This is a genomic window from Pseudomonas sp. Au-Pse12 (assembly GCF_021341665.1).
Taxonomy (GTDB): Bacteria; Pseudomonadota; Gammaproteobacteria; order Pseudomonadales; family Pseudomonadaceae; genus Aquipseudomonas.
This window is the reverse complement of the sequence record NZ_JAJTTH010000001.1, coordinates 893,625-905,963: the sequence shown is the minus strand read 5'-3', so window position 1 is coordinate 905,963 and position 12,339 is coordinate 893,625. Positions and strand designations below refer to the sequence as shown.

Genomic DNA, 12,339 nt, shown 5'->3' with positions numbered 1-12,339 from the left:
CGCAGGGCCACGGCGCTCTGGAGGTCGCCGCGGGTTCGGCGGGTGATTGTCAGGCAAGGCCCTAAGGGCTCGGCGGCTACGCGGACGGCGGCGGGTGGGGCCCTACATCAGGATGATTTCGTAGGGCAGGCGCAAGCGCTCCAGGACGATCGGCGACAGCGACGGTTCCAGGCCGATCGCCGGTTCCCCCTGCAGCTGGCTGGCATAGGCATGGGCAGCATGGCGCTTGCGGGCCACGGTCCAGGTGTCCAGGCGCAGCTTGCGTGCGCGCTGCCAGGGGAACTGGTGCTCCTCGCGCAGCGACCAGTGCCAGGCCCAGATCGGTATTTCATGAAAGCGCGCGCCCACCAGGCTCGCCGCCTTGGCCGTGGCCCGGCCGACAGCTTCATGGTCGAGGTTGCCGTCGGCGCGCCAGGTGCTGAACACCACGTCGGTATCGCGCAGGTAGCGGCGGATGAACGGCACCAACTGCGCTTCGCGCTCGGTCAGGGCGCTGTCGGCAAAACCGCCGCGAATCCACTTCAGGCTGTGCAGCGGCAAGCCCATGCGACGCAGGGCTTCGGCGCTTTCCTGGGGGCGGAACACGCTGAGGCGGCGCTTGGGCCACAACGCCGAGCCGGGGTGGCTGGCGCTGCCATCACTGATGGAGATCAATTGCAGAGGGTGGCCGTGGTGGGCGAGCAGTTGCAGCAGGCCGCCGCTGGCCACCACCTCGTCTCCGGGGTGAGGGGCGACGATCACGGCCCGGGAGCCAGCCGGAACCAGGTTGGCCAGGCTGATGGGGGGAACGTCGACGAGGCTTCGCGCGCCGTTCCAGATCTGGCTGGGCCAGCTGCTGTCGAATGCGGGTATGGCTTTCATGAGGTGTCACATCCCTGTTTTCCGGATCACCGCAATAGCGCTTGAACCTCTGTTCAATCGTGACCCTGGGTTTGCACGAACGCTGATTCCATGGCGTTTGCCTCAGCGTGAAGTACCGGTGTCGCCGACCTTTGGCACACCGTGATCCGAGCGCAATCATACTCAGCCCCGGATTGCCGACACAGGGGGTGAGTTGAATTTGCCGATTGCCGCCCGGTTCTCAGGGTAGCCGCATTTTTCCGCCAGGCCCGAGCTTCTGACGAACGCCCGGCGAGCGCAGGGGCCGGCTTCAGCGGCGGTGATCAGTCCGGGTCTTCGTGCTGCAGTTCAAAAAGCAGCAGGGAACGCCCGGTCACCGAGTACTCGTGGCCGAAGGCAAAGCGTTCCTGGCCGTGCACCGCCGGCTGGTGGGTGTCGAGCATGCAGGTCCAGCATTCACCCGCCGGCACCTCGGGCAGGCGGAAGTTGACGATGTCGTGGTGGGCGTTGACCACCAGCAGCAGGGTGGCGTCGGCACCCGGGCGGCGGATTCCGGTTTCCTGGGCGCGCCCGTCCAGCAACATGCCCAGGCAGCGGCCGTGGGCGTCCTGCCAGTGCTCGGTGGTCATTTCGCTGCCGTCGGGGGCCAGCCAGGTGACGTCCTTGACCCCGATGTCTTCGTTGTAGCTGCCCACCAGGAAGCGCCCGCGACGCAGGATCGGGTAGCTCAGGCGCAGCTTGATCAGGCGCTTGACGAACCTGAGCAGGGATTTGCCGTCGCTATCGAGCTCCCAGTTGACCCAGCCGATCTCGCTGTCCTGGCAGTAGGCGTTGTTGTTGCCGTGCTGGGTGCGGGCGAACTCGTCGCCGGCGACCATCATCGGCGTGCCCTGGGCCAGCAGCAGGGTGGCGAAGAAGTTGCGCATCTGGCGCAGGCGCAGGGCGTTGATCTCGGGGTCATCGCTGGGGCCTTCGACACCGTGGTTCCAGGACAGGTTGTGGTTGCTGCCGTCCTGGTTGTTTTCGTCGTTGGCCTGGTTGTGCTTGTCGTTGTAGGACACCAGGTCGTGCAGGGTGAAGCCGTCGTGGGCGGTGACGAAATTGACCGAGGCGTAGGGCCGGCGACCGCGCTGGTTGAACATTTCACCGGAGGCGGTCAGGCGCCCGGCAAAGTCCGCGAGCTGGCCGTCGTCGCCTTTCCAGAAGGCGCGCACGGTGTCGCGAAAGCGGTCGTTCCACTCCACCCAGCCCGGCGGGAACTTGCCCACCTGGTAGCCACCGGGGCCGCAGTCCCAAGGCTCGGCGATCAGCTTCACTTGGCGCAGCACCGGGTCCTGGCGGCAGGCCACCAGGAAGCTGTGGCGCTCGTCGAAGCCGTCGTGGTAACGCCCGAGAATGGTCGCCAGGTCGAAGCGGAAGCCGTCCACGTGCATTTCCGTGGCCCAGTAGCGCAGCGAGTCGGTGACCATCTGCAACACGCAGGGGTGGCTCAGGTCCAGGGTGTTGCCGGTGCCCGAATCGTTGATGTAGAAGCGCTTGTCGTCGGGCATCAGGCGGTAGTAGGAGGCGTTGTCGATGCCGCGCATGGACAGGGTCGGGCCTTGCTCGTTGCCTTCGGCGGTGTGGTTGTAGACCACGTCGAGGATCACCTCCAGCCCGGCTTCGTGCAGGTGCGCGACCATTTCCTTGAATTCGGCGATCTTGCCGCTGGCCAGGTAGCGCGGGTCCGGGGCGAAGAAGGCGATGCTGTTGTAGCCCCAGTAGTTGGTCATGCCCTTGTGCAGCAGGTGCTGGTCGTTGACGAAGGCGTGGATCGGCAGCAGCTCCACCGACGACACCCCGAGCGTGCGGATGTGCTCCAGCACGTCGTCCACCATCAGCCCGGCGAAGCTGCCCCGCAGGTGTTCCGGCACCGCGGGGTGGCGCATGGTGAAACCGCGCACATGGGTCTCGTAGATGACGGTCTTGTCCCAGGGCACGCTGACCCGCTGGTCGTGGCCCCAGGTGTGCGCCGGGTCGATGACCTTGCACTTGGGCACGAAGGGCGCGCTGTCGCGCTCATCGAAACTGAGGTCGGCGTCCGGGTGGCCGATGGTGTAGCCGAACAGCGCCTCGGACCATTTCAGCTCGCCCACCAGTTGCTTGGCATAGGGGTCGATCAGCAGCTTGTTGGGGTTGAAGCGATGGCCATTTTGCGGGTCGTAGGGACCGTGCACGCGGTAGCCGTAGATCAGCCCCGGGTGAGCGTCGGGCAGGTAGCCGTGGAAGATCTCGTCGGTGTATTCCGGCAGTTCGATGCGTTCGAGCTCCACCTCGCCAGCGGCATCGAACACACAGAGCTCGACCTTGGTGGCGTTCGCCGAAAACAGTGCGAAGTTGACTCCCAGGCCATCCCAGGTGGCGCCGAGGGGGAAGGGCAGGCCTTCACGAATGCGCGAGGGCTCGCTCTCGGGAGAGGGCGTGCCGGGTTGCTTGGGTCTGCTCATGGTGGCTCCTGCAATAACAAGGTGGCGGGGCGGGCCTGTTCTTCAGGGCGAGCGCGGCCGTGGTGGCGCCGGGGCGCGCCACTGGGTGACGCGGGTCAGGTGGCCGCCGGGGCGTCAGTTGGCCGGCGGTTTGCGCGGCGCCCGGGGCTTCTTCGCGGTGGCGGGTTTTTCCCCCGGCGGCACCACGACCGCGGCGGCGGGCTTGGCCTTGGGTTTGGCGGCGCTTCTGGCCGCGGGCTTGGCGCTTGCCGGCTTGGCCTTGGGCGGCGTGCTCGGGGCCAGGGCCTCGGCCTCGGCGAGCTTGCGCGCCATGTCCCAATGGCGGGCCTCCTGGCCCTCAGGCTTACCTTCCGACTCCCAGATCTGATAAGCGAATTCACGAATGCGTTTGTCGTCGGTACTCATCGCAATGCTCCTGGACTGAACTCAAGGTTGGATCAAGAGGTTGAGCGCAAAGTCTTGCAGTACGGCACTGATCATCAGTTCCCTGTGGGGTGTGACTGTTACCGTGGAAAAAAGTCCATTCAGGTTTCGGCCCGCGGCGTCGAACGGTAATGGCACCCGGGTGTCGCCCCAAAGCGGCGCATCGATCGTCGGTGTTGCGCGATTTTCCAGCCAGCCGGCGACTTGCACCGGCACTATCACCACGGCCCGCTGCTCGCGGTATTCGCGCATGAACGCCAGGACCCGCGCAGCGTGCTGGCCGAGCACCGGCAGCGGCTGGTAGCGGCCCCGCTGGAACAGCTCCGGGTACTGGCGGCGCAGGCCCAGGGTCCGAGCGATCACGGCCTGCTTGAGGCGCCCGTCCCGCCACTGCGCGAGCCACTGCCGTGGATCGCCGCCACCTTCCAGCGCGGCCTGCCGGGCCCGGTAGTCGACGGGCCGGCGGTTGTCCGGGTCCACCAGGCTGAAGTCCCAGAACTCGTTGCCCTGGTACAGGTCCGGGACCCCCGGTACGGTCATGCGCAGCAAAGTTTGCGCCAGGCTGTTGAGGGCGCCCGCCGGGGCCAGCGCATGGGCCGCCGCGGCAATCGACTGGCGCAGCGCCAGGCCCTGGGGCGCCACCAGCAGCGCCTGGACAAAGGCTTGCACGGCGTCTTCGTAGTCGCTGTTTGGCGCTGCCCAGTTGCTGTGCAATTTGGCTTCGCGCAGGGCCTTGAGCTGCCATTGCCAGATCCGCTGCGCATAGCGCTCCAGGGCCGCCTGATCGTCGCCTTGCAGGTCCAGGGGCCAACTGCCCAGCAGGCTCTGGTAGAGGATCAATTCATCCCCCGCCGATGGTGCATGCGCCTGCCGGCGCAGGGGCGCGGCCAGGGTCCGCCAATGGTCCACCTGCGCGGCGTACCACGGGGCCCGTTCGCTGAGCACCGCCAGGCGCGCGCGGCTGTCTTCGCCGCGCTTGTGGTCATGGGTGGCGCTGGTCAGCAGGTTGTCGGGAAAGCGCTCCAGGCGTTGCTGGCAGGCGGCATGAAAGGCCGCGATCGGCGCACTGAACTGCTCGCTGTTGAAGCCCACGTCATTGCGTGCCAGTGCTACCGCCGAGCGATAGAAGGCGGTGTCTTCCACGGCCTTGGCCGCCGCCGGTGATGTCAGTTGCTGGAAGCGCACACTGGCGTGGCGCCACAGCTTGCGCCCGCGCCCTGGCGGTTGGCCGCGCCAGCCCTGGCCGCCGAGCCAGCGATCCAGGCAGTCGAGCACCGGCCAGTCGGCCTCGCTCAGGCATGCTCGGGCGCCGTCCAGGGCGTGTTGGAACAGGCGCTGGTCCTGGTGCCCACGGCCGCAGGCGCTGACGTAGGTGCGGTACACCGGAAAATGCACGATCAGCTCCTGCAGCGCGCGGCGGATCGCTCCCAGGGTCAGGTCGCGGCTCATCAGGTCCAGGCGCGCCACTTGCAACAGGGCCTGGGCCACGCTTTCAAAATCGCTGGCCAGCGAACCGTTGAGGATCTGCCGGCGTGCCAGCTGGGCCTCTTCGCCAAACGCCGAGGGCCGCTGGCTGTGCCGGCTCCACAGCTCGGCCAGCACGGGCTGGCCCTCGGGCGCCTGTTGCAGCAGTGACAGCTGGTTCATGAATTCGTAGCCGGTGCTGCCATCCACGCCCCAGTCGCGGTGCAGGGTTTCCCCGGCGCCGAGGATCTTCTCGACGTAGATCGGCAGGTGCTGGCCCGGACGCAGGCGGTCGAGCCGACGCCGCAGCTTGCGGCAATAGCCCCTGGGGTCGGCCAGGCCGTCGATATGGTCAATGCGCAGGCCGTCCACCAGGCCGTGCTGGATCAGCTCGAAGAGCTTCGCGTGGGTGGCCTCGAACACCGCCGGGCGTTCGACCCGCAGGCCGCCCAGCTCGTTGACGTCGAAGAAGCGCCGCCAGTTGATGTCATCGGCGGCGGTGCGCCAACTGGCCAGGCGATAGCTCTGCTGTTCCAGCAACCGGTGCAGGCGCTGGAAACCCTCGCCGTGGCGCGAGTCGTAGCCTTGCAGATGAGCCGCGATGGCGCGTTGCAGTGGCGGCTGTTGCAGCAGTTGGCCCAGGGCCTGTTGCAAGGGCTGCGCCTGGGCGTGGGCCGCGCTGCTGAAGCGTAAGGCGGCAAAGCCGTCGGCCAGGGCTTTCAAGGCCTGGGCGGTGGCGCTCGGCAGCGGGTGCTCGATGCGCAACAACTCCCCGTAGTCGCTGGGGCAGATGGGGAAGCAGTGCCCGCCGTGGCGAACGTGGAAACCACGGCGGTCGTCATCCAGTTGCAGTTGCAGCAGGCCTTCCTGCAAGGCCTGCCCATAGTCGCTGGCAAGGAACGGCAGCAGCAGTTGGCCTTCCAGCAGCGGGTCGGGGGAGTGCCACTGGATATCGAAGAACTCGCCATAGGGGCTCAGGCGCCCCCATCGCAGCAGGTCCAGCCACCAGGGGTTGTCGTCGCCGCCGACCGCCATGTGGTTGGAGACGATGTCGAGTATCAGGCCCATGCCATGCTCGCGCAGAGCGGCCACCAGCCGCACCAGGGCCGCTTCGCCACCCAGCTGCGGGTTGACCCGGGTCGGGTCGACCACGTCGTAGCCGTGCAGGGAGCCGGCCCGGGCGCACAGCAGTGGCGAGGCGTAGAGGTGGCTCAGCCCCAGGCGGGCGAAGTAGGGCACCAGGGGCACGGCGTCGTCGAGGCTGAAACCCTGGTGAAACTGCAGGCGCAGGGTGGCCCGCAGCAACGGCGTGGCCGGCGGGCTCATCGGTCACGCTCCAGGGCCTGTTGCCGGGCGCAGGCCAGCAGCTCCAGGCGCCGCGCGGCGTCGCTGTCGTCCAGCAAGCGCCGGCTGGCAGTGGCCAGGCGCCGACGCCAGTTGGGGTGGCTGTCGAGGGTGCCGGGCAGGTTGGGCTGTTCGTCGATGCCCAGGGCGTCTTCCAGAGGCAGCAGCACCAGGGGCGCGCGGGTATGGCCGAGGAAACGCACGCTGGCATCCACCACCTGGTCGGCCTCGTGGCTGTGCTCGCGAAAGTTCTGCGGGTCCTGGGCCAGGGCTTGGCGCAGGCCGTTGCGCTCGTGCTGGCGGTGTTCGCGCCAGTGTCGCGCCGTGGCTTCATCCACCAGGCCCAGGCGCTGGTTCCAGTCGATGTCGCGGCTCTGCCACCAGCCGCTAAGGGGCGGCAGGTCGTGGGTGCTGGTGGTGGCCAGGGCGTTGTCCGGCCAGTCGAGGATGGGTTTGAAGCGACAGCCATGCTCCTGTTCGAACAGCAGCACGCGCATGCCGAGCATGGCCCGGGCGGCGAGTTTTTCCCGCAGCCCGTCAGGCACCGTGCCCAGGTCTTCGCCGAGCACGATGGCCTGGTGCCGATGCGACTCCAGGGTCAGTAGGCGCAACAGGTCATCCACCGGGTAATACAGGTAGGCACCGTCGCTGGGCGGCGCGCCCAGGGGTATCACCCACAGCCGTTGCAGGCCCATGACATGGTCGATGCGCAAGCCGCCGGCATGGGCGAAGTTGGCCCGGAGCATTTCGATGAAGGCCCGGAAGCCGTGGCGTTGCAGGCCTTCCGGGGAAAAGGCCGAAATGCCCCAGCCCTGGCCCTGGCGGTTGAGGATGTCTGGCGGCGCGCCGACGGTCAGGTTCGCCAGCAACTGCTCCTGGCGGCTCCAGGCCTGGCTGCCACCGCCGTCGGCGCCCACCGCCAGGTCGGCGATCAGGCCGATGCCCATGCCGCTGCTGCGGGCGGCGCTTTGCGCCCGTTCCAGGCTGCGGGCGATCAGCCACTGGCAAAAGGCATGGAAGCCGATTTCGTGGGCCTGTTGCTCGGCGAACAGCGCCAGCGCCGGGCTCGCCGGGTCACGCCATTGCGCTGGCCAGTGACGCCAGTCCGGGTCTTCGCCGCGGGCGGCGCGCTGCACCTGGATGGCTTCGAAGCGGCAATGGTTTTCCAGGGCTTCGCCGGCGGCCCGGCGATAGCTGGCGAAATCCTCGTGCAGCGGATGCTGGCCCTGGCAGAAGCCTTCATACAGCGCTCGCAACGCCTGCTGCTTGGTCTGGGCCGCCAGGGGCCAGTCGATCAACGGCAGCTGTTCCAGGTCGTGACACTGTTCGCTCAAGCCACAGGCCTCGATGGCGCTGCGCCAGGCACGGTCGCCGAGGATGGCGCCGGGGGCGGCATACAGGCTGTTGAGGAACAGCCGGCTGGAAGGCGAATAAGGGCTGTAGCGCCAAGGGTCGCTGCTGAACATGGCGTGCAGCGGGCTGATGGCCAGGGCATCGGCACCGCGTTCGGCGGCCTGGCGCGCCAGTTCCTCCAGGGCCTGGGTGTCGCCGAAGCCGCCATCGCCGGGGCGCCGCAGGGCGTACAGCTGCACGCTCAGGCCCCAGGCGCGGGGGGTGGGATGGTGGACCGCATCGGCGACGCTGAAGCAGCGTTCGGGCGCCACCGCGAGGACAAAGTGTTCGTCTTCGATGTTCACCGCGTGGTAGCCCACGGGCAGGGTGCCCGGCAGCCGGCTTTGGTCATCCAGGTGGGCCTGCAGCGAACTGCCATCTTCCAGCTGCAGGTTGCAGGCGGTGTGCGCGGCGAAGTAGCGGCTCAGGTCCAGGTGCTGGCCAAGGTCGGCGGTCAGCAGCGGCGGCAGGTGCCGGCTCTGTTGCAACTGTTGCAGCTGCAACAGGCTGTATTCGATCTGTTGCGGGTCTTCGGCCGGGTGCCCGAGGCCGGCCAGTACCGCCCGCAGGACCCGGTCCTCGACCCTTTGCGGGCGGCCGTTGGCGTCGACCCAGTCCACGGCCAGGCCGGCGCGGCTGGCAAGCAGTTCCAGTTGCGCATCGCTCATGGGCATTCTCCATCAGGGGCGGTCGGGGACGGGCCGGGGGTCAGCAGCACCAGCACGCTGAAAGCGGGCAGTTGGCCCAGGCACCAGTGCTTGAAGGTCTGCGCCGGGTATTCGAAACACAGCGGCGGCGCGGCGTCGGCGCTCACGGGCACCGGGTGCGGGCCGAGGTTGAGGTCGATTCGCAGCAGGCTGCCGTCGCCCAAGCGCCAGCTGGCACTCAGGGCACCTTCGGCCAGTACCTGGCAGCCCAGGGCCCGGGTGCCGGGCAGGCGCGGGATCAGTTCGCGGTGGCGGATCTGCAACAGGCTGCGGTACAGCTCGCGGGTGGCTTCGGCCTGGCTGGGCTGGGGCCGCGGGCGCGAGGCCTGGAAGGTCGAGGCGGCATTGGGGTCGGGAATGCGCTGGCGTTGCTCGGCGTCGGCAAAGGCGCGAAAGGCGGCGAATTCGTTGCGCCGGCCTTCGCGCACCGCGTCGGCCAGTTGGCCCCGGTGGCTGGTGAAGAACAGGAACGGTTCCTGAGCAGCCACTTCGTCGCCCATGAACAGCAGGGGAATCATCGGTGACAGCAGCAACAGCACCGTCGCCGCATGCAGCGCCTGGGTCGGCGCCAGTTGGTTGAGGCGCTCGCCAAAGGCCCGGTTGCCGATCTGGTCGTGGTTTTGCAAAAACAGCACGAACGCACTGGGCGGCAGGTGCCCGCTGGGTTCGCCGCGGGCCTTGCCGTGGCGGTTGGCATGGCCCTGGAAGGCGAAGCCCTGGCTCAGGCAGCGCGCCAGTTGCGCAGTGGGCTGTTCGGCGAAATCGGCGTAGTAGGCGTCGGTCTCGCCGGTCAGCAGCACGTGCAGGGCGTTGTGCCCGTCGTCGTTCCACTGCGCGTCGAAGCCTTGTTGCAACAGGCTGGCCTGGTTGAACTCGTTTTCCAGGTTCAGCCATACGTGGCGCTCCGGTGGCGCGGCCTGGCGCACCCGTTGCGCCAGTTGCTGGAGGAAGTCCGGATCGTCGATGGCGTGTACCGCATCCAGGCGCAAGCCGTCGAAGCGGTACTCCAGCAGCCACATCAGGGCGTTCTCGATGAAGAATTCGCGCACTTGCGGGCGGCGAAAGTCGATGGCAGCGCCCCAGGGGGTGTGCAGGTCCTGGCGAAAGAAGCCCTTGGCGTACTGCTGCAGGTCATTGCCGTCGGGGCCGAAGTGGTTGTAGACCACGTCCAGCAGCACTGCCAGGCCCAGGCCATGGGCGGCGTCGATCAGTGCCTTGAGCTGCTCGGGGGCGCCATAGGAGGCTTCCGGGGCGAAGGGCAGCACGCCGTCGTAGCCCCAGTTGCGCTCGCCGGGAAACTCCGCCAGGGGCATCAGCTCGATGGCGCTCACGCCCAGTTCCACCAGGGCCGGCAGGGCGTGCTGCACCGCCTGATAGCCGCCCATGACCCCCACGTGCAGTTCGTAGATCACCGCCTCGTGCCAGGGCCGGCCGCGCCACTGCGGGTGCTGCCATTGATAGGCGTCGGGGTCGACCACCAGGCTCGGCCCGTGAACGTCGCCGAGCTGGGCTCGCGAGGCCGGGTCCGGGACCTGCAGCCGATCATCGATAGCGAAGCGGTAGGCGCTGCCTGCCGGGCAGCGCGCCTGAATCACGAACCAGCCGTCGGCCTGGGCGCGCATCGGCAGCGACTGGCCGTCCGCCAGCTCGACGCTGACGCAACGCGCATCCGGCGCCCACAGGGCAAACCGGGTGTGCTCGGCATCCACCAGCCGCGCGCCGTGAGTCCAGGGTTGCACGGTGCTTGAGGGCATCTGTCCGGGCCTCTTACTGTCTGGCGACCTGCCCCAGGGCCTTGGCCACCAGTCGTTCGTAGAGTTCGGCGTAGGGTTCCACCGCCTTGCACCAGTTGAAGGGCGCCGCCATGGCCCGGCAGCGCATGGCATTGAGCAGCGCGGGGTAGGCAAACACCTTGAAGGCCCGGGTCAGGGCCTGCTGGTAACTGGCCACGGTGGACTCGTCGAACAGAAAGCCGGTGACGCCATTCTCGATGGTGTCCGCCAGGCCGCCGGTGTTGCGCGCCACCGGCAGCGAGCCGAAGCGCTGGGCGTACATCTGGCTCAGGCCGCAAGGCTCGTAGCGCGAGGGCATGAGCAGGAAATCGCTGCCGGCGAACATGCGCCGGGCGTCGGTTTCGTTGAAGCCGATATGCACCCCGATGCGGCCGGGAAAGCGCCGGGCCAGGGCGCGCATGGACTGTTCTTCTTCCGGCTCGCCGCGGCCGATGATGGCGATCTGGCCACCTGCTTGCACGATGAACTCAGCCACCGCTTCCGTCAGGTCCAGGCCCTTCTGGTAAACCAGCCGCGAGACCACGGCGAACAACGGGCCGCTACTGGCGTCAAGGCCGAACATCTGCCGCACATGGGCGGCGTTGGCCGCCTTGCCGTCCCAGTCGCCGATGCTGAAGGGGTGCATGAGGTGCGTGTCGGTGGCGGCGTCCCAGCTCTCGTCGATGCCGTTGGGGATGCCGCTGAGCAGGCCCTGCTGGGTCTTGCTGGCGAGGAAACCGTCCAGCCCGCAACCGAAGGCCGGGGTGGTGATCTCCTGGGCGTAGGTGGCGCTGACCGTGGTGATGTGGCTGGCGTAGGCCATGCCGGCCTTGAGGAACGAGAGTTTGCCGTAGAACTCCATGCCTTCCTGTTGCAACGCGTGCTCGGGGATGCCCAGTTCCGGGCACGAGGCCAGGCTGACCACGCCCTGGTAGGCCAGGTTATGGATGGTGAACAGGGTCGGGGTGCGCTGCCCGCGCCAGTGCATGTAGGCCGGGGCCAGCCCGGCGGGCCAGTCATGGGCGTGCACCAGGTCGGGGCACCAGTGGATCTGCGCCAGGTTGGCGGCGATATCCGCGGCGGCCAGCCCCAGGCGGGCGAAGCGAATGTGGTTGTCGGGCCAGTCGCGGCCGTTGTTGGCGCCGTAGGGCGTGCCTTCGCGCTCGTAGAGTTCCGGGCAGATCAGCACGTAGATCACCAGGCCGTCGGGCATGTCCATGCGCCCGATCTTGCAGGCCGGCAGCGCCGCATGGCCGCCCAGCTCACCGATGATGTGGATCGGGTTTTCGCTGTGCAGCACCTGGGGATAGCCGGGAATCAGCACCCGCACATCGTGCAGGTGGGCCATGGCCCGGGGCAGGGCGGCGGAGACATCGCCAAGGCCGCCGGTCTTCACCAGATCAGCTATTTCCGAGGTGACGAACAGCACCCGCTTGCGGTTGGGGTGGGTCCGGGCCAGCGGCAGCACCGTCTTGCTCCCAGGGACCGGAACCGAAGGGGCGGCGCGGTCACCCGCCTGCTGTTGAGGATGCTCTCCCTGAGTGTCCAATACGGCGCTGATCATAGGTCTCTCCCGTCTTATTGATCTGTTCTGGTGTTTCTAGCGCCACGTGCGGCCAATTCCTGCGGCCGGGCGCAAGCGCGCCATGCGTCGATCAGCCTGAGCTGCTCAAGCGCTGAAGCAGAAAGGGTGAAGTGGCCGCTGCAAGGAATGCACCAGTGGCAGCGCCCCTACCTTTCACCTGACCTTGGGCCGAAGCGAAAAGTTTCGACTTTTTCAATGCGGATGTGACTGCCCGGTCACAGTGCGAAACTCAGTCTAGGACAGAACCTAGAGCGGTGCCGGGCGAGCTGGAGGTTTCCTGGGTTGGCTGCTGTGGCCGGCCGATTCGTCCCGACGAAAGGTCGGGC

General features: G+C 67.7%; 7 protein-coding genes. All 7 read right to left on the bottom strand.

Annotated features, from left to right (window positions below; translation table 11 throughout):
• Positions 1-102 precede the first annotated feature (102 nt).
• On the bottom strand, positions 103-861 hold the full coding sequence (locus tag LXM55_RS03910; RefSeq protein WP_233318758.1) for a PIG-L deacetylase family protein: 759 nt from the start codon (positions 859-861) through the stop codon (positions 103-105).
• A 302-nt stretch (positions 862-1,163) separates the two neighbouring features.
• Positions 1,164-3,326, bottom strand: a complete 2,163-nt coding sequence (gene glgX / locus LXM55_RS03905; RefSeq protein WP_233318757.1) for a glycogen debranching protein GlgX — start codon at positions 3,324-3,326, stop codon at positions 1,164-1,166.
• A 114-nt stretch (positions 3,327-3,440) separates the two neighbouring features.
• Positions 3,441-3,731, bottom strand: coding sequence for a DUF2934 domain-containing protein (locus tag LXM55_RS03900; RefSeq protein WP_233318755.1), 291 nt, complete (start codon positions 3,729-3,731; stop codon positions 3,441-3,443).
• Positions 3,732-3,752: 21 nt separating this feature from the next.
• Positions 3,753-6,539: a malto-oligosyltrehalose synthase gene (locus tag LXM55_RS03895; protein ID WP_233318753.1), complete on the bottom strand. Its 2,787-nt coding sequence runs from the start codon at positions 6,537-6,539 to the stop codon at positions 3,753-3,755.
• Complete coding sequence (gene malQ / locus LXM55_RS03890) at positions 6,536-8,617, bottom strand: 4-alpha-glucanotransferase (protein ID WP_233318751.1); 2,082 nt, start codon at positions 8,615-8,617, stop codon at positions 6,536-6,538. Before malQ ends, LXM55_RS03895 begins: the two co-directional genes overlap by 4 nt.
• Positions 8,614-10,410: a malto-oligosyltrehalose trehalohydrolase gene (gene treZ / locus LXM55_RS03885; protein WP_233318749.1), complete on the bottom strand. Its 1,797-nt coding sequence runs from the start codon at positions 10,408-10,410 to the stop codon at positions 8,614-8,616. The genes malQ and treZ overlap by 4 nt, the downstream gene beginning before the upstream one ends.
• 13 nt (positions 10,411-10,423) lie before the next feature.
• Positions 10,424-11,992, bottom strand: coding sequence for a glycogen synthase GlgA (gene glgA / locus LXM55_RS03880; RefSeq protein ID WP_233318747.1), 1,569 nt, complete (start codon positions 11,990-11,992; stop codon positions 10,424-10,426).
• Between the last annotated feature and the right edge of the window lie 347 nt (positions 11,993-12,339).

Excerpts from the sequence above, each read along its gene's own strand:
- glgA (WP_233318747.1), bottom strand. The coding sequence starts at position 11,992 with ATGATCAGCGCCGTATTGGACACTCAGGGAGAGCATCCTCAACAGCAG.
- malQ (WP_233318751.1), bottom strand. The coding sequence starts at position 8,617 with ATGAGCGATGCGCAACTGGAACTGCTTGCCAGCCGCGCCGGCCTGGCC.
- treZ (WP_233318749.1), bottom strand. The coding sequence starts at position 10,410 with ATGCCCTCAAGCACCGTGCAACCCTGGACTCACGGCGCGCGGCTGGTG.
- LXM55_RS03895 (WP_233318753.1), bottom strand. The coding sequence starts at position 6,539 with ATGAGCCCGCCGGCCACGCCGTTGCTGCGGGCCACCCTGCGCCTGCAG.
- LXM55_RS03910 (WP_233318758.1), bottom strand. The coding sequence starts at position 861 with ATGAAAGCCATACCCGCATTCGACAGCAGCTGGCCCAGCCAGATCTGG.
- LXM55_RS03900 (WP_233318755.1), bottom strand. The coding sequence starts at position 3,731 with ATGAGTACCGACGACAAACGCATTCGTGAATTCGCTTATCAGATCTGG.
- glgX (WP_233318757.1), bottom strand. The coding sequence starts at position 3,326 with ATGAGCAGACCCAAGCAACCCGGCACGCCCTCTCCCGAGAGCGAGCCC.